The sequence below is a fragment of the Pyrinomonadaceae bacterium genome, from assembly GCA_036277115.1.
GTDB lineage: Bacteria > Acidobacteriota > Blastocatellia > Pyrinomonadales > Pyrinomonadaceae > UBA11740.
Genome location: DASUNM010000021.1, coordinates 173,214 through 191,021, shown reverse-complemented (window position 1 = coordinate 191,021; position 17,808 = coordinate 173,214). Strand labels below are relative to the sequence as shown.

Below are 17,808 nucleotides of genomic sequence, written 5' to 3'. Positions count from 1 at the left end.
TCAGCGCTCATGATGCAGCGCTGATGTAGGCCCATGAAGGAGTTCCCGATTTTAATCGAACATTAATGCGCTTGTAATCAGCGGCTTCCTCATAAACATCGGATTGCTCCAGCTCGTTCCTGGTCACTTGAAACCTGGTCCCTTCGACGGAGTCTGATTCACGTCCAGTGAACTGAGCGTTCAGATAGTATTTGTCGCCGCTGGTTACGGTAACGCCGGAATCCTTAATCTCAATCCTGGTTTCGCGATAGCCGGGCAGCGTGTCGGGCTCGCCCTTGAGTTTCCGGCCAAACGTGGCTAACTGAACGGCCTCAGTTTGCAACGTCCCGTACGAAAATAAGTGCTCTAGTTCTTCTGCAGGATCAACGCTCTCCATATTGATTACCTCACCCCAATGATCTGAATGTCCTCGCCGTCATCCAAGCTGTTCAAGTTCCGTTCGCAGTGACTTCCGCTCCTTGCTTCCCATGATAGCTCATCGTATAGTAACCCAAATTTGCGTGTAACAAGTGTTACGTTTTCTTAGAATCCAGGAACGCGAATAAAGCCCGACAACGGAATGCCTATGAAACCGAACGGCACTCTAATTCTCAAACGCTCTGAGGTCGCGTCCCTCCTGAGTCTGGAAGAATGCATCGGAGCAGTCGAAGAGGCGTTCAGGATGCATGAGGAGGGGCAAAGCTTACCACCGGGCGTTCTCGAGACGCTCACGATGGACGGCGGCTTCCACATTAAGGCGGCGGGGCTAACGCTCGACGCCAAGCCTTACTACGCCGCGAAAGTGAACGCGAACTTCCCTCAAAATAAGAGCAAGTGGGGATTGCCTGCGATTCAAGGAATCATCGCCCTATTTGACAGCCATAGTGGTTACCCACTCGCCCTGCTTGATTCCATCGAGATCACCATCTTGCGCACCGGTGCGGTCTCCGCAGTCGCCGCCAAATACCTGGCTAGACCCGATTCGAGGGTAGCGACCATCTGCGGCTGCGGCGTGCAGGGGCGCGTTCAGTTGAAAGCTCTCATGCAAGTGCTCCGGCTCGAAAAGGTTTACGCCTACGATCAGGACCAGGCTCATTCCGGTAGGTTCGCCGATGAGATGTCTCGGGAGCTGAAAATAGAAGTTGTGGCTGTTACTGATCTGCCGAGCGCCATCCAGGAAAGTAACGTCTGCGTAACCTGCACACCTTCGAGGCGGCCATTCTTAATGCGGGAGCATGTACGCCCAGGCACGTTTGTGGCGGCGGTGGGCGCCGACAACCCGCTGAAACACGAGGTGGAGCCAGCGCTACTCGCCGCAAACAAAGTAGTGGTCGACGTTCTGGAGCAGTGTGCCACCATCGGGGACCTTCATCACGCAATCGCTGCGGGCGTCATGAGCAAGTCAGACGTATACGCGGCGCTGGGCGCGATCGTCGCGGGGCGGACCACTGGCCGTGCTTCTGCTGAAGAGATCATTATCTTCGACTCCACTGGAACGGCTTTGCAGGACGTGGCCGCGGCCTCGGTTGTGTATCAGAAAGCTCTCCAAGCCGGGTTGGGGGTGTGGCTCAACCTCGCCGCGTGACAGGCTGTTGATGGCAATCCGGCCGACGCCATCAGGATGAAATTACGCGAGAGAGGAAGAGGAATATATGTCCGAAATAAGTTGGTCTGATGTTGAGAGTTCGCCGGTCAGAGAGCTATTCAAAGGAATCAGGCTCCGCCCATTGTGGAAGGGCGAGAATGGAGCCAGCGCTCAAGTGCTGGAGATCGATCCCGGTTCTCGCTGGGAAGGATTGGACGTGCACGACCCTGGCCCGGAGGAAGTTTACGTCGTATCGGGAGTTTTCAACGATGGCGTGCGCGACTATCCGGCGGGCACATTCATTCATAACCCGGCCGGCTCTGCACACGTTCCACAGAGTTCCACGGGCTGCACTCTTTTTGTTTTTTACCCGGAAGGATAGCGGCGCTCGATGTTTAGCAACCGATTTTCAAGGTCAGGCCACGATGTCTATGGCCCTCGGGCTGGGCGGGTGTTGCGTAACTCTGAATGCAATTCGCCGCGCGTGACTCGCTTATGACAACCAGGAGCGAATCATCTGCAAAAGAGTGGATACTGCTCATCCATCAGTTGCCGCCGCGCCCAACCAATTTACGTGTGCGCATTTGGCGAAAGTTGCAGAAGCTGGGCGCGGTGGCGATCAAGAATTCCGTTTATATCCTCCCGGCAAACGACAAGACAAATGAGGATTTTCAATGGCTGAAGCAGGAGATCGAATCGGCAGGCGGTGAAGCTGCGGTGTTTCGCGCCGACTCCGTCGAGGGCACCACAGATAAAGAGATCATTGCCCTGTTTCGCAAAGCGCGAGATGAGGAATTTGCGGAAATCGCAGCAGGACTTGACGGATTGTCCGGCGCGGTGCGGAAGCAGATGCGGGGCAAACATCTTTCGGCTGGGCGATTGTCATCGCATGAAGCTGAACTCGACAGGCTCCACGCAGAGCTTGAACGCGTCATTGCCAATGACTTCTTTGCAGCGAAGCGGAGAGTCGCTGCGCTAAATGCTTACCAACGTTGTCAGAAGGTTATCCGCGCGTCACAAACCCCAATTGGTAAAGCGGCAACCTCATCGCAGCGGCAAGATGCGCTGACAATTCACGATTACCAGAACCGGCGCTGGATGACTCGACGCAATATTCACATTGATCGCCTGGCCTCAGCCTGGCTTATCAAGCAGTTCATTGATAAGCGCCCGCGATTCTATTTTGTGGCAGAGGGTGAAACCGTCCCGAACGCCATACCCTTCGACATGTTTGGCGCCGAGTTCACCCATCACGGAGAGGACTGCACGTTCGAAACATTGCTCAAGCGATTCGGCTTAAGCGACACGCGCGGGCTATCTGAATTAGCGCAGATAGTGCATGACATCGATCTTAAGGACGACAAATTCCAACGTCGCGAAGCCGCCGGACTGAATGCCATCATTAACGGACTGAGCGAGAGTCTGCGCGATGATCGCAAGCTTCTGCAGCAGGCCGGCGCAATCTTCGACGGCCTGTTCGTGCTGCTCAATAAACAAACGGAAACCAGACCGCCCGGGTCCCGGACGAGGAAAAGAAAAGGCCCTCGAAAAAAAGCTTTAAGTTAATGGGTGAAGATCTGAATCAGGAATTGCCGGCCGATCACAGACATCAAATGCCTTCGTGGCGCGAGGTGTTTCTGTATTTCCTTTTTCTCGGCTTCGTGAATGTCGGCGGGCCAGTCGCGCAAATCACCATGATGTACAACCACATGGTCGAGAAGCGGAAATGGCTCAGCAAAGATCGCTTCGTAAACATCATGGCCTTCTGTCACATGCTCCCCGGTCCCGAGGCGCTCCAACTAGCCATCTATGTCGGCTACTTGAAAAGAAAACTTGTAGGCGGAATACTCGCCGGCCTCACTTTTATCCTTCCGGGCGCGTTGGTAATGATCGTCCTGAGCTGGTTGTACGTAGCCTACGGCAGTCTCCCGCAAGTCAACCACGTTCTCTACGTCTTGAAACCCGCCGTGCTCGGCATAATCGGAGCAGGAATCCTCAAACTTGGCAGAGCTTCAATCCGCAGTTTCTTTCTCGCCGCGTTGCTGATCGCTGCTTTTATAGGAATGTATTTCGCCGGCATCAACTTCCTTTTGATCCTGCTCCTCGCCGGTATGCTCCACTTAGTGTTTGCTCAAGGATGGCCCAGCATCCGGCGTGCGAAGACAACTCTCCCAACGATGATTGGTGGTTTCATTCTGCTGGCGCCGTTTGAAAATTCACGCTGGCTGCAAATGGCCTGGTTATTCTTCAAGACCGGACTATTCAGTTTTGGAGGCGCGTATGCCTCAATCGTGTTCCTCGAACGCGGAGCGGTTGAGCAGCACCAATGGCTGACGAGCAGCCAATTGCTTGACGGCGTTGCTCTCAGCGTTGCAACGCCGGGTCCCTTCATGCTGTTCGCCACGTTCACGGGATTCCTCGCGGGGGGACTTCGGGGAGCGCTCATTGCCACCTTCTTTGTCTTTCTTCCCTCATTCGTATTCGTGTTGGCCGGCGCCCGCTATATTGAAAAGCTGCGCAACAATCGTTGGATACAAGCGTTTCTTGCCGGTGCCAGTGCAGCCGTTGTCGGAGTGATCGTTGTCGTGACTCTCGATCTGATCCCTTCGGCCCTGGTCGATCTCCCGACTATCGCGATAGCTCTAACCGCTCTTGTCGTCATAGTTATTTTCAAGGTTGATGTGGCCAAGGTGGCTTTGGGAGCTATGGCCGGCGGAATAATTCATGCGACGGTGCGCGGCCTGTTGTAAAGACCTGCTGTAAAGAGATGAATGAAGGTGCCGTAACGAATCCGGTAGGTTGGCGCCACAACGTGAAGGACTATCTCAGTCTTGAGCGCAACGTATCCATTGCGTCAGTGGCTGTCTTGCTGCTTGGATTCGGTGAAGAGTTATGGAAGAAGTTTATCCCAAAGTATCTTGAGGTACTGGGCGCGACTACTCCGATCATCGGTCTTTTCGGCAGTGCCACGGATTTCCTCGATGCCATCTATCAGTACCCGGGCGGATGGATTGCCGATCACCTCGGTCGCCGACGCGCTTTTTTGATTTTCATCACGCTCGCTTCCTGTGGCTACGTGGTCTACCTCCTAAGCCCTTCCTGGCCCTATCTGTTCATTGCTTTGGCTCTCACGATGGCGTGGCAAAGCATGGCTTCGCCTGCGATCTTCGCAATCATCGGCGATTCTCTGCCTCGCGAGCGCCGTGCGATGGGCTTCACGATGCAATCCATTCTGAAACGTGTTCCTGTCGTGATCGCCCCAATTATTGGCGGAGCGTTGATAGCGTCGCTCGGTATCTTCAACGGTGTTCAGGTCGGGCTTCTAGTTACGCTAATCCTGGCGGGAGTAACCCTCTTGCTGGTTACCAAAGTAAACATCGCTATTGGAACGACTGTGACCACGAATATTCGCGGCGTCTGGCGATCCTTTCACAGCACGCTGAAACGTCTGCTGATCTCGGACCTCATCATCCGAACCTGTGAAGGCATGACAGGCGTAATGACCATTCTTTACCTGACCAATGTAAAAAAACTTAGCGTCGCATGGTTTGGGGCTTTGATTGCCATCCAGATGACTACTTCCATCCTGGTTTATTTGCCGGCGGCAAGAATCGCCGATCGCATCGGTCGGAAGCCGTTCGTCATCGCTACCTTCCTCTGCTTCGCCTTGTTTCCTATTGCCATCGTCTTCTCTTCAAACTTCACTGTGCTTGTCGTCGCGTTTGTGATTGGCGGCTTGCGTGAGATTGGCGAACCGTCGCGTAAAGCAATGATTGTCGACTTTGCCCCGCACAACATGCGAGCGAGATCCGTGGGCCTTTATTATCTGATACGCAGTCTGTCGATTACACCGGCTGGAGCGATTGGCGGGCTGCTCTGGAATGTGTCTCCCGAGGTTCCCTTCGTGGTTGCCGGAGTCATTGGACTCGTCGGCACGCTCGTGTTCGCGGCCACAGTGGAAGAGCGTTACGCGACTTAATTCAAACGGAAGGGATTGACACGTGTTCCGCAAATAGGTGGGGCCAAACGAGAAAGGTCAGCAAAATGCAAGTCTTGCTCAGTGATCAAATGCGACTACTGGTGCTGGTGGGTTTGTGTGGTTTGTTGTGGTCGGTGGAATCTATCCTTCCGCTCTATCGATATCAACACCGAGTGCGACACGCGGCGCCCAATGTCGCGCTCGCTGTGATTTTAGTTCTGATGAATTTGGCGCTCTCTTTCACCTCTGCCTACCTTGCCGCTTTCGCTGTACGTAATGGCGTTGGGCTCTTGGCTCTTTTTGCGCTGCCCGCTTGGGGACAGGCGTTGTTAGGTATTGCCGCCTTAGATTTTTTCGCGTACCTGGCTCATCTCCTTTTGCATAAATCTTGGCTGGGTTGGCAGTTTCATCGCGTCCATCACTCAGAAAATGCAGTTGACGTAACAACTGCTTTCCGGCAGCACCCGGGCGAAACGGTATGGAGACTGCTATGGCAACTAGCCGCAATCGTCGTGTTCGGCATTCCGCTCCCCATCGTGATTATTTATCTGATCTTGTCCGCGCTAAACGCTCAGTTGGAACATGCGAACATTAAGCTGAATACTCGTCTCGACGCCATGGTGCGTCTGATTTTTGTAACGCCTCACATGCACAAAGCACATCACTCGCGTGACCAGAGGGAGACCGATACAAACTATTCAAACATCTTTTCTTTATGGGACCGTGTCTGCGGCACCTACACTGCGGAAGTGGACTTTCGAAAACTGCGGTATGGACTCGATGGCTTTGACGTTGAGGAAAGGCAAACACTCCCGGGATTGCTGAAAATGCCATTCATGAGCTATACCCGCACCTGACGTGGGCGAACCGGATCTTCCGGCACTCCAAGGTTGAGGCTTTTTTTGGAGACATATCACCCTCGTCGCCGGTACGCCAACTGTGTCAACCCAGCCGAATGCAGATATACTCAGCGGCACAAAAGGAATAAAAAGCTCGGCGAATGGTTAAGGGAAGATGAACTTAATCGTGCTGAGAGGAACGTGCGAGAACAAGGGCTATCAGTTCTCCGCGCCAGAAAAAGATCTCACGTTTAACCAGTTTCGTTGCTGGATAAAAGATTAACTCATTATGCCTGCATCCATTGAACTAAAGCGCCGACTGCGCTGGGCCGATGCCGACGCCGCCGGTCGCCTGCACTTCCCGCGTATTTTCGAAATCGTCGAAGAGGCCGAGAGCGAACTCGTTCGCTGTATCGGGTGGCCGATGAACCGAAGCATGGGACACGATTTTCCACGGGTGAAAATCGAGTGTGAGTTTCGGAAAGTACTCTCGCTGGACGATTCGTTTCGACTGAGGCTCTCAGTCGGCCACCTTGGGCGCACTTCGTTTCGTTACGATTTTCAGGTCTTCGGCGCCGATGACGAATTGGCAATCGAAGGTGCCATGACGATTGTGGCGTTAAAAGACGGGAAGCCGACTGAGATTCCCGCATCATTGCGCGCCGCATTGAGCGCCGACGCTTCGTACTCAGCTTAGACTGAGGCTCTCTATCTCGAGGCAACGCAGATTGTAAGATTTAGATGTCAGATCGATCCGCACCATCTCTATCGCGCTCCCTTGCGATCGGCGGACTGGGCTTCGCGGCCGTTAGCTTGTGCGTCTTCGCCACAGTCGCTTTCGGCGAGCGGTGGATGTACCGGAACCTTGGATTAGTCGGTGCGTACTTAGCCTGGACAGCGCTCTTCATTCTGCTGGGCGGCACGGTGCTCGGCTCCCTCGTAGTAAGGCGCTGGCGGCTCCCGAAGTTTTATCTGCTCTTTGGATTGTCTTTTTTTCTGTACGCCGCCGGCTGGGTCGCCGCGTATTTCACTTTGCGGAACGCCGCCGGCGAACTAGCCGGTTTGTTTCTGGGGTCGATTCTGATGGCGAGCGGTTTCGCGATCGGCTTCAGCGTAAAAGGCTCGCTGGTGAAGTTTGCGGCGATTCTCTTCGTGGCAAACTGCCTCGGGTATTTCCCAGGCTCAGCGCTCAACGACTTTCTGGGCGGCCGAACCGGAATGTTACTTTGGGGAGTTGTCTATGGCTTGTTTCTGGGAGCCGGCCTCGGCGCTGTGCTTCACTTTGCACAGTTAACTCGAACCTCTTCGGGTTAGAGCCGCCTGGGCTTATTTACCACACACTCCAAATGGACGCCGGCGAATTCCTCACTCGAGCTACGATTTGGATAACAATTGTTCTTTACGTCGCGGGCGTGTTGGTGCTCGTTATAAACAAGCCACGACCATGGACGCGCGACACAGTCAGAGTTGTTTGGACGGCTGCCTGCCTCTCATTAATCCTTCACTTCCTTTTCGCCTTTGAGTTCTACCACCAGTGGAGTCACGCGGCGGCTTATCGCGATACCGCGCGGCAAACCTACGAGGTCGTCGGATTCCCGTCGGGCGTCGGTCTTATCGTCAACTATGGTTTGTTGGCGATTTGGGTCTTAGACGTCGGCTGGTGGTGGCTACGGGGACGGGATTCATATTTCAAGCGGCCACGTTGGGCAATTCTTGCCTGGCATTGGTTTCTGATTTTCATCATCTTTAACGCCACAGTGGTTTTTGGAAAAGGTCTGGCGCGCTGGGTTGGGCTGTTAGTCAGCTTTATTCTGACGCTGGCGTGGATAATCGTGACAAAGAAAATGTTTATCTCGAAGCGTAAGAACGTCTCTCAAGTATGGATTCAGTGAGCGTCGAAACCAACAGGCTGAATAATCGGCTATTAGCCGCCCCGATTTATTGCGGATGGATCAATCTGTCCGTGGCTGCGCTCGCTATGGTGGGGACCCTTCCGGGCCGAACGCAGGGACTCGGACTAATCACCGAACCGCTCCTCGCCAGTCTGCAAATGGATCGCGTGCTGTTCGCCCGCATCAATCTTTGGGCAACCCTAATTGGGGCGCTCTTTTGTCTCGGCGTAGGACGATTTATAGATCGTTTTGGCGGCCGGATGGTGCTGACGGTGGTTACCATTGCGCTCGCTGCAGTCGTTCTCTTGATGAGCCGCGCCGAGAGCATTCTCTTAATTGCAATCCTAATCACACTCACGCGCGGATTTGGCCAAAGCGCGCTTTCAGTCGTCAGTATTACGATTGTCGGAAAGTGGTTCGTCCGCCGGCTTAACGCGGCGATGGCGGTTTACACGGTAGTCTTGAGTGTTGGATTTATGATTGCTTTCCCCGTCGTGGGGGCCATGGTGATCAAATCAGGTTGGCGCTCTGCATGGGCCGCCATAGGTTTCTGCCTGCTGTTTGGATTGGCGCCGCTCGCGTTGCTGTTGGTTCGCAGTTCACCCGAAGCGTGTGGCCTGAAGACTGACGAGATGCGAACGGAACCGCAACCGGATCAGAGTCCGGCTGAAGGACAAACTCTCGGACAGGCGCTGGCAACGCCCGCTTTCTGGGTCTTCGGAATTGCCAGTGCGATTTACGGATTAATCGCTTCAGGCATCGCGCTATTTAATGAGTCGATTCTGGCTGAGAGAGGTTTCGACGCCTCCACATATCATCGGACTCTGGTAATCGTCGCGCTGACATCATTGGTGGGAAACTTTTTCGGAGGCTGGCTGACGACGCGCTGGAGGATGAACCGCCTTTTGACGCTGGCCATGGTTTTACTCGCCGGATCGCTCCTGGGCCTGCCGCACGTAAAAACTCAAACGCACGTGGTTGCGTATGCCGTGGTCATGGGACTAGCAGGCGGCTTTGTGATAGTCATCTTCTTTTCTTTCTGGAGTCACACTTACGGGCGGGCGCATCTCGGAAAGATTCAGGGAGCAGCCCAGGCGCTCACGGTCCTCGCCTCCGCGGTCGGCCCTCTGTTGCTGGCTGAAAGCGTGGCGCGTACCCAATCGTATGCGGCAATGTTCTATGTGTTGACGGTGGTGGTGATCATACTGGCGATGGGCGCGTGGTTCGTTAAGCTTCCGAGCGAGAAGTTAGAACCGGGGCGGTAGCGAGAAGTCAGTACCGAGAGCGGTAGCGACCGGGTCGCGCTCTTGCATCATCAACGTCGCGAGAGGACACCCGGTCGCTACCGTTCTCGGTACTGACCTCACTTCTGGTATTTTAGGTCTGCAGATTACAACTGAACACAACATGTCCCCTGTCGAAGCTAAACTCCAATCCAACATCGTGCAATCGCGGAACGTTCTGGACGCCTGGGTTCGTGAAGTCGTTGCATGGCATTTTGATCCGGCCACCGGTTGTCCCTTCTGGTTGGATCACGCGAAGAAACTTTCGTGGGATCCGCGCAAAGAAGTAAAAGGCTACGACGACCTGGCGCGGTTTGGTTTTTTCCAGGACGAATGGCTTCGCGGCGGGCCCGTGCGGCGATGGGTGCCGAAAGGTTTCGATGGTCGACCGGTTTACACATTCGAAACAGGCGGCAGTACCGGCGTACCGAAGTCGCGCATCAACATCGAAGACTTCCGGATTGATTACGAGGCCTTTAGCACTACGTTGCCCGACGAGTTCTTTCCCAAGGACTCTGACTGGTTATCGCTGGGACCCACCGGGCCACGCCGTCTGCGTCTCGCGGTCGAGCATTTGGCGCAGTTCCGCGGCGGCATCTGCTTTATGGTGGATCTCGATCCGCGTTGGGTCATCAAGCTGATCAAGCAAGGCAAAGCAAAAGAAGCCGAGAGCTACAAACAACACGTAATCGAGCAGGGCCTCACGCTGCTGAAGGCCCACCCGAACATTCGTTGTCTTTTTACGACGCCGAAGCTTTTGGAAGCCCTCTGCGAAAGAGTGTCGCTGAAAAAGATGGGAATCACCGGAGTGTTTTGCGGGGGCACCGAAATGACTCCACAGTTCCATCGCTTCGCAGTCGAAGAATTACTGGAGGGCGCTTATTTCGCGGCCACCTACGGAAACACTCTGATGGGTTTGGCGGTTCACAAGCCGCGCATCCCTGAAGACAACTTCGCCATCATCTATTATCCGCCGCTGCCGCGCGCCATGATCGAAGTCGTCGATCCTGACAATCCCGAGAAACTCGTAGGCTACGGCGAGACTGGCCGCGTCCGACTGACAACTCTGACCAAAGAGTTTTTCATGCCGCGGTTTCTCGAGCGCGACGAAGCTGAACGCGAACCGCCGTGTGATCTCTATCCGTGGGACGGTGTTAGAAATGTGCGGCCATTCGCGAAACTGAGTACATCGGTGGTTGAAGGAGTTTATTAGGTGTAGGAGGTCAGTACCGGGAGCGGTAGCGACCGGGTGACCGTCAAGCCGCGGCTGGCCGTCGCAGTAACGAGACCCGGTCGCTACCGCTGCCGGTACTGACCACACCGCGCAAGATTCACCATGATTTCGATACCAATCCTTCGCAAAGGTGAACCCTACACGAGTCTCGACGTAGTTCGTGTTCCGCATCATCGCACGCGCGAACCATTTGTTGAGATCAGCCAGGCGAACGCTGGACTGATTCGCCGCGACTTGCTGGATCAACGGAGCGCTCGCGCCGCACTGACAAAATTCTCCACCGCTGAACTTGTCGAAATCTGCGCGCGTGCTGCGGGCCACTTTCTGAACGACGTGCTTCCGCTCGGCGCGCTGCCTCAGTCGCCAGATGATTATGTGCAGCAGGTCTCCGCGACAACCGGATTGCCTCACACCCTGGCGCGGCGGAACATGGTGAAGGTCGGAACGATGCTGGCAGAGATGGGAGGCGTCCTTCACGGTCTGACCAGAAATCTCGACTGGGGAATTCTCGATCGAGGGTTCGGAGAGTTCGAAGGGCATGCGCTGAGTTTCTTCCCGCGTGGAGAATCGCTTGGCGCGGTGTTGCCGAACAATTCGCCGGGTGTTCATTCATTATGGATTCCCGCGTTTGCATTGAAGATTCCGCTGATTCTGAAACCTGGCGGGGCTGAACCCTGGACGCCTTTCCGGATCATTCAAGCGTTGATTCGAGCCGGCGGCCCGCGCGAGGCATTCAGTTTTTACCCGACCGATCACGCAGGCGCCGGTGAGATTCTGCGCCATTGCGGCCGCGGCATGGTCTTCGGCGACAGCTCAACGACCGGTATTTGGGAAGGCGATACGCGCATCGAGATTCATGGTCCCGGTTACAGCAAGATCGTGATCGGTGAAGACTGCGTCGATGACTGGGAACAATATCTTGACGTGATGGTCGATTCGATCGCTCAGAACAGCGGACGCTCCTGTATCAACGCGTCCGGTGTTTGGACTCCACGTCATGCTGAAAAGATTAGTCACGCGCTGGCTGAGCGGCTTGCCAGAATCGTTCCGCGCGCGGCAGACGACGAAACTGCGCAACTCGCGCCTTTCACCGACAAGGGCGTTGCCGCGCGGATTTCGACAATCATCGATCAAGGATTGAGCGAGCCGGGCGCCAGCGACGTGAGCGCGACCGCCCGTCGAACTGATCGGCTGCTGGAATGGGAAGGCTGTTCATATCTGTTGCCGACGATCATTCACTGTGAAGACGCAACACATCCGCTCGCGAATCGAGAATTTCTTTTCCCGTTCGCCAGCGTCGTTAATGTCAGTCAGGATCAAATTCCCGACTCGCTCGGCCCCAGCTTGGTAGTGACTGCGATCACGAACGATCCGAAACTGGTGCAGAAACTGGTCGCCTCGCCGAACGTGGATCGGCTGAATCTCGGCGCTGTGCCTACGAACCACGTGAGTTGGGATCAGCCACACGAAGGCAATCTGTTTGAACATTTGTATGCTCGCCGGGCCTTTCAACGCGCTGCCTCCGCTTGATCCGGGCAGCCGAAATCCTGAGGGAACGCGCAGCACAAGTTTTGTCGTGAAGATTCTCTATCTCACAGGTGGCGCCGGAAGGATGTACTGCGGCAGTTGTCTGCGCGACAACGCGCTGGCGACGGAGCTAATCGCGCGCGGGCATGACGTGATGCTGCTGCCGGTTTATACGCCAACCCACACCGACGAGCCGAATGTCAGTCAAAATAAAGTTGTTCTCGGCGGCATCAGCGCGTATCTCGAACAGTACGTCCCGTTTTTCCGCAACGCACCTGCGTGGCTCGATAAGCTTTGGGACTCACGAGCGATCTTGGACCTGGCATCCCGGCGGTCGATCTCAACCAATCCGAAAATGTTGGGCGAGATGACTGTCTCGGTTCTCAAGGGCGAAGACGGTTTCCAACGCAAAGAAATCCACAAACTGATCGATTGGCTCAAGAGCGAGCCGCTTCCTGACGTCATCAACCTTCCCTATTCGCTGCTGCTCGGTCTGGCTGGACCGCTCAAGCGTGAATTGAATCGACCGATTTGCTGCACGCTGCAGGGCGAGGATCTCTTTCTTGATAGCCTGCGAGAGCCATATCGTGAACAGGCGCTGGAGCTAATTCGCAGCAACATCAAGCACGTCGATCTTTTTCTTCCGATCAGCGAATTCTACGCCGAATTCATGCCCGGCTATCTCGGTATTCCTGCGGAGAAGATGCGCGTCGTGCCGATCGGGATAAACCTCCACGGCTTTGAAAAGAAAGAGCCTGTGGCGAAGAACGGTTTCACTGTGGGATTTCTCGGACGCATTGCTCCGGAAAAGGGACTGCACGTGCTCGCCGACGCCTACAAACTGTTTCGAAAAGAAAGCAACGGAGCGCCAGCACGTCTCGAGGCCGCGGGTTGGATTGCGCCCGAATGCAAACCGTATCTTAACGATATCCAAAAGGGTTTGGCAGAGGCGGGACTTGCTTCCGAGTTCAGTTATCGAGGCGTTCTGGACCGTGAAGAGAAGATCGACTTCCTCCGCCAACTGGATGTGATGTCGGTGCCGGCGACATACGACGAGCCAAAAGGCGTTTCGTTGCTCGAGGCGATGGCGTGCGGTATCCCGCTCGTGCAACCTCGCCGCGGAGCGTTCACCGAGATCATCGAGAAGACATCAGGCGGCCTGCTGGTTGAGCCGGACGATGCGCAAAGCCTGGCCGACGCCCTGCTTCAGATTTTCCAGGACCGCCCGCGCGCGGAAGAGATGGGCCGTCAGGGCGCGCTCGGCGTGCACCAGCATTACAGTGCGCCGCACATGGCTGATCGCGCGCTGGAAGCTTACGAGAGTGTGATAGGAACCGGGGCAGTAGCCCGACCGTAAGGGAGGGCTCCGGTGCGAGCCAATTAAGCCCTTCCCTTACGGTCGGGCTATTGCCCCGCTTTTCAACATGCTGAAAGCCGAAAACATCTCGAAGGAATACCCTTCTCCAAAGGGGACGCTACGGATTCTCTCCGGCATTTCGCTCTCACTTTCACGTGGCGAAGCCGCCTCGATCATGGGCCCTTCCGGCAGCGGCAAAAGCACGCTGCTTTACATCCTGGGCACGCTCGAACCAGCGAGCAGCGGGGTTGTTACCCTGGCTGGTGAAGATCCGTTTCAACTCGGGCCGCGCGAGCTTGCCGTCTTCAGAAACCAACACATTGGCTTCGTCTTTCAGGATCACTGTCTCCTCCCGCAGTGTTCTGTGATTGAGAATGTGCTCACGCCCACGCTTGTTTCCGCGAATAGCGATGGTGCCCACGAACGCGCCCTCAATTTGATCAAGCAAGTAGGCCTTCAGGATCGAACGGAACATCGTCCGGCGGAACTCTCAGGCGGAGAAAAGCAGCGAGTTGCGCTGGCGCGCGCTTTGATCATGAAGCCGCAACTGCTCTTGTGTGACGAGCCCACCGGAAACCTCGATCAAAAATCAGCAGACGCAGTCGCTTCTCTGCTGGTTGAATTGCAGAAGAGCCAGGAAGCGATTCTGATCGTAGTCACACACAACCCGGAACTGGCCGCTCGCTTTCCCCGCCAATATCAATTGCGAGATCAGCAGCTCCACGAGGCTTAATGCGCACCTCCGATCTCATCAAGCGAAGCGTGAAGCATTACTGGCGCACGAACGTCCCGGTCGTGTTCGGGGTCGCGACGGCGGTGGCGGTGCTGGCCGGTGCATTACTGGTCGGCGATTCTGTGCGGGCCAGCCTGCGCGATCTTTTCCTCCAGCGCTTGGGACAAACCGACCATGTGATCGTGGCGCCCGGCTTTTTTCGCACGCAGCTCGCTGAAGATATTCGGCCTGAACTCGCCGCGCACGGCTTCTCGAACAGTTGTCCGCTGATCGAGTTGGATGGCACGGCCGGCAGTGATAGCGGCGCGCGCGCCGGCGGCGTACGTGTTTACGGTATTGACGCGAGATTCTGGCAGTTTCATGGCCGTGATCAACGACCGCCGGAAAATCGCGAAGCGTTGATTAGTGACAGTTTGTCTCGTGAACTCAACCTTCAACCCGGCAACTCGCTTCTGATCCGGATCCAGAAGCCTTCCGACGTTCCACTTGAGTCTTTGTTTGGACGGAAAGATGAGGCCGGCGTCACTTTGCGGCTGACGATTCGAGAGGCTCTTTCACCGGCCCAGTTGGGCGAGTTCAGCACGAGTCCCCAGCAAAGCAGTGTGCGCGCAGTTTTCGTCCCGCTGCAGCTTCTGCAACAAGAGTTGGATCACCCGAACCGAGCGAACACGATCATCGTCTCCGGTTCAAACGATTCGAGTGAAGGTGCAAGTGCGGAAAAGACAAAGGCGCTTGCGAGCTTACTTAAAGGCAAGGCTCAACTCGAAGACTACAACATCAAGCTGCGAGTACTGGATGAACCGCAAAGCCTGTCAGTTGAGGGCGACACGGGAATGATTTCAGAAGCGCTGGCCAAAAAAGTGAGTGAGACATCAAGTTACTGGCCGTATTTGTCCTACCTCGTCAACAGCATGCGGCTGGAAAATGGCCGCGCCATTCCTTACTCGATCGTCACCAGTGTGTCCGGCGAGATGTTTGAAATGATTCAGCACCACGATGGAGGGCATCTGCGGGGCTGTGACGATAGCTTTACCGATCTGCCGCCACTGATTCTCAATACATGGGCGGCAAATGATCTCGGAGCGAAGCTCAAGGATCGCATCACGCTCGACTACTACGTGTGGCTGGAGCAGGGCCAACTCGCGACCCGTTCGTCTGAGTTTCGGGTGGCGTGCATCATCCCGATGGAAGGGATCGCCGCCGATCGCCACCTCGTCCCCGATTATCCGGGGATCACTGAATCGGAGCACGTGAGCGATTGGGATCCGCCATTTCCGGTGGACCTGAGTCGCATTCGGCCCCAGGACGAGGAGTACTGGAAAACGCATCGCACGACGCCCAAGGCCTTTATCCCGCTCGGCGTCGGCCAAAAACTTTGGCAATCACGCTTCGGAAACCTGACGTCGCTGCGCATTCCTGCCAAGCACGGGCAGGATTTTGCGGGGATGCGTGCCGCGTTCGAGCAAAACCTGCGCAACAAACTAGACCCGGCAGAAATGGGTCTCGCGGTTCTGCCCGTGCGCGCTGAAGGATTGGCGGCATCGCGAGGCGCGACCGACTTTGGGGAGTATTTTCTCTACTTCAGTTTCTTTCTCGTCGCCTCTGCCCTGCTGCTCGCATCACTCTTTTTCAAGTTCGGTATCGAACAACGCTTGCGTGAAATCGGCACACTGCAAGCGATCGGCTTTCCTCGTTCGAAAATTCGAAATCTCTTTCTGGCTGAAGGGCTGGTCTTATCTCTGGTTGGAAGTTTGCTCGGTTTGCTCGGGGCGGTGGCGTACGGTTATCTGATTCTGCTCGGTCTGCGCACCTGGTGGGTAGACGCGGTGGGAACCACACAGCTGCGTCTTCACGTCTCGCCAATGTCTCTTCTGGTTGGCGGAATTGGCGGTGTGCTCGCGGCCTTGATCTGCATCGCATGGACTTTGCGACGTTTGGGAAAAGCGTCCTCACGATCTCTTTTTTCTGGTGTTGTCCCCACGACTCCGCGACTCCGCCTGTTCCCATCAGCGAGTTGGCGCCTCTGGTTATCAATTGCCCTCACCGTATTTGCGCTTCTGATTCTGGTTGCCGCAACTTTTAAATTAGTTAGCCAAACCCTGGGTTTCTTCGGCAGCGGCACGCTGCTTCTCGCGGCATTACTATATTTCGTATCGGGCTGGTTGAGACGGCCGCGGCGCAAGACAATTCGCGGGAGGGGTTGGCCCGCAGTCTGGCGGCTGGGATTCAGAAACGCCGTGCATCGACCGTCGCGCAGCGTAATGTGCATTGCTCTGATCGCGATGTCCGCTTTCATCGTCGTTACTGTCGAAGCATTTAGAAAAGGTGACCAAAGCCTTAGTCGAGACAAGAAATCCGGTACCGGCGGATTCGCGCTAATGGCTGAGTCGCTTTTGCCCCTCGTACATGATCCAAACACCGCTGCCGGACAAGAAGCATTGAACATCGAAGACTTCGCGACAGGCTCAGCTTTTTCCGGCGGTTCTTTCACGCGATTCCGTCTGCGGCCCGGCGATGACGCAAGTTGTCTCAATCTGTACCAGCCGCGTAATCCGCGCATCCTCGGCGCAACGGCGGAATTTATTCAGAGCAACCGCTTCACTTTTCAGAACTCGCTGGCTACTTCCGCGGACGAGACCGGCAATCCCTGGCTCTTGTTGAACCGGCAATTGGAACCCGGTGTAGTGCCCGTCATCGCCGACGCTAACTCAATGACCTACGTACTTCATTTGAGGGTTGGCGACGAGTTTGTTTTGAATCGCAACGAAGGACCGGTTCGTTTGCGCCTGGTCGGCGCATTGTCCGACAGCATCTTTCAAAGCGAGCTAGTGATGTCGGAAGAGAATTTCGTAAAACTTTTCCCCGCCGCGCCCGGCTACCGCTACTTCTTGATTGACACTGAGGGCGATCTCTCGCCAATCGCGGTCGCGCTGGAAGATCGACTTTCGGATTACGGCTTCGACGTTTCAAATACCGGTGAACGGCTCGCCAATTTTCATCGCGTCGAGAATACTTATCTTTCAACCTTCCAGATGTTGGGGGGCCTGGGTCTGGCGCTCGGCACTCTGGGAATGGCTGCTGTGCTGTTGCGTAACGTCCTCGAGCGGCGAAAAGAGCTGGCCCTGTTGCGCGCCTTGGGATATAACTCGTCGCACTTCACCATGATGGTGATTGCTGAGAATGCTTTCTTGCTCGTAGTCGGCTTGGCCACCGGCACGGTCTGCGCGCTGGTTGCGATTGCGCCGGTCCTTTTTGACCGCGGCGGCCGGTTGCCTAACATTTCTCTGGGCGTCCTGATGGTCGCGGTATTAATATGCGGGCTTGCGGCATCATTGGTGGCGACCTGGGTGGCGCTGAGATCGCCGCTGTTACCTGCGTTGAAAGCGGAATAGTCCACAAG

General features: G+C 55.5%; 16 protein-coding genes. 15 read left to right on the top strand and 1 reads right to left on the bottom strand.

Annotated elements, in window-relative coordinates; all coding sequences use genetic code 11:
* Nucleotides 1-7: 7 nt before the first annotated feature.
* A complete protein-coding gene (locus VFX97_05115; GenBank protein HEX5702578.1) occupies nt 8-376 on the bottom strand; it encodes a gamma-glutamylcyclotransferase family protein in 369 nt (122 codons plus the stop codon).
* A gap of 189 nt (nt 377-565) precedes the next feature.
* On the opposite strand from VFX97_05115, the gene VFX97_05110 reads away from it, so the two are divergent.
* The 15 genes from VFX97_05110 to VFX97_05040 all read left to right on the top strand — a co-directional run bounded on the left by VFX97_05110 (nt 566) and on the right by VFX97_05040 (nt 17,800).
* Nucleotides 566-1,564, top strand: a complete 999-nt coding sequence (locus tag VFX97_05110) for an ornithine cyclodeaminase family protein (GenBank protein ID HEX5702577.1) — start codon at nt 566-568, stop codon at nt 1,562-1,564.
* 67 nt (nt 1,565-1,631) lie between these two features.
* Complete coding sequence (locus VFX97_05105; GenBank protein HEX5702576.1) at nt 1,632-1,946, top strand: cupin domain-containing protein; 315 nt, start codon at nt 1,632-1,634, stop codon at nt 1,944-1,946.
* Nucleotides 1,947-2,059: 113 nt separating this feature from the next.
* Complete coding sequence (locus tag VFX97_05100; GenBank protein HEX5702575.1) at nt 2,060-3,130, top strand: chromate resistance protein ChrB domain-containing protein; 1,071 nt, start codon at nt 2,060-2,062, stop codon at nt 3,128-3,130.
* The gene (gene chrA, locus VFX97_05095; GenBank protein ID HEX5702574.1) at nt 3,130-4,314 is read left to right on the top strand and encodes a chromate efflux transporter; all 1,185 of its coding nucleotides are present in this window, start codon (nt 3,130-3,132) and stop codon (nt 4,312-4,314) included. The genes VFX97_05100 and chrA overlap by 1 nt, the downstream gene beginning before the upstream one ends.
* A gap of 17 nt (nt 4,315-4,331) precedes the next feature.
* The gene (locus VFX97_05090) at nt 4,332-5,543 is read left to right on the top strand and encodes an MFS transporter (protein ID HEX5702573.1); all 1,212 of its coding nucleotides are present in this window, start codon (nt 4,332-4,334) and stop codon (nt 5,541-5,543) included.
* A gap of 65 nt (nt 5,544-5,608) precedes the next feature.
* The gene (locus VFX97_05085) at nt 5,609-6,400 is read left to right on the top strand and encodes a sterol desaturase family protein (protein HEX5702572.1); all 792 of its coding nucleotides are present in this window, start codon (nt 5,609-5,611) and stop codon (nt 6,398-6,400) included.
* Nucleotides 6,401-6,671: 271 nt separating this feature from the next.
* On the top strand, nt 6,672-7,079 hold the full coding sequence (locus VFX97_05080) for a thioesterase family protein (protein ID HEX5702571.1): 408 nt from the start codon (nt 6,672-6,674) through the stop codon (nt 7,077-7,079).
* A gap of 44 nt (nt 7,080-7,123) precedes the next feature.
* Nucleotides 7,124-7,696 (top strand): hypothetical protein, encoded by a 573-nt coding sequence (locus VFX97_05075; GenBank protein HEX5702570.1) that lies wholly within the window; start codon nt 7,124-7,126, stop codon nt 7,694-7,696.
* Between the two features lie 32 nt (nt 7,697-7,728).
* A complete protein-coding gene (locus VFX97_05070) occupies nt 7,729-8,274 on the top strand; it encodes a hypothetical protein (protein ID HEX5702569.1) in 546 nt (181 codons plus the stop codon).
* Nucleotides 8,262-9,539 carry an MFS transporter gene (locus VFX97_05065; GenBank protein ID HEX5702568.1) on the top strand — a complete coding sequence of 426 codons (1,278 nt, stop codon included), beginning with the start codon at nt 8,262-8,264 and terminating at the stop codon, nt 9,537-9,539. Before VFX97_05070 ends, VFX97_05065 begins: the two co-directional genes overlap by 13 nt.
* 142 nt (nt 9,540-9,681) lie before the next feature.
* On the top strand, nt 9,682-10,770 hold the full coding sequence (locus tag VFX97_05060) for a hypothetical protein (protein HEX5702567.1): 1,089 nt from the start codon (nt 9,682-9,684) through the stop codon (nt 10,768-10,770).
* Nucleotides 10,771-10,893: 123 nt separating this feature from the next.
* Nucleotides 10,894-12,321 carry an aldehyde dehydrogenase family protein gene (locus VFX97_05055; GenBank protein ID HEX5702566.1) on the top strand — a complete coding sequence of 476 codons (1,428 nt, stop codon included), beginning with the start codon at nt 10,894-10,896 and terminating at the stop codon, nt 12,319-12,321.
* Complete coding sequence (locus VFX97_05050; GenBank protein ID HEX5702565.1) at nt 12,272-13,675, top strand: glycosyltransferase family 4 protein; 1,404 nt, start codon at nt 12,272-12,274, stop codon at nt 13,673-13,675. The genes VFX97_05055 and VFX97_05050 overlap by 50 nt, the downstream gene beginning before the upstream one ends.
* Nucleotides 13,676-13,742: 67 nt before the next feature.
* On the top strand, nt 13,743-14,408 hold the full coding sequence (locus VFX97_05045) for an ABC transporter ATP-binding protein (GenBank protein ID HEX5702564.1): 666 nt from the start codon (nt 13,743-13,745) through the stop codon (nt 14,406-14,408).
* On the top strand, nt 14,408-17,800 hold the full coding sequence (locus tag VFX97_05040) for an ABC transporter permease (protein HEX5702563.1): 3,393 nt from the start codon (nt 14,408-14,410) through the stop codon (nt 17,798-17,800). The genes VFX97_05045 and VFX97_05040 overlap by 1 nt, the downstream gene beginning before the upstream one ends.
* Nucleotides 17,801-17,808: the final 8 nt, after the last annotated feature.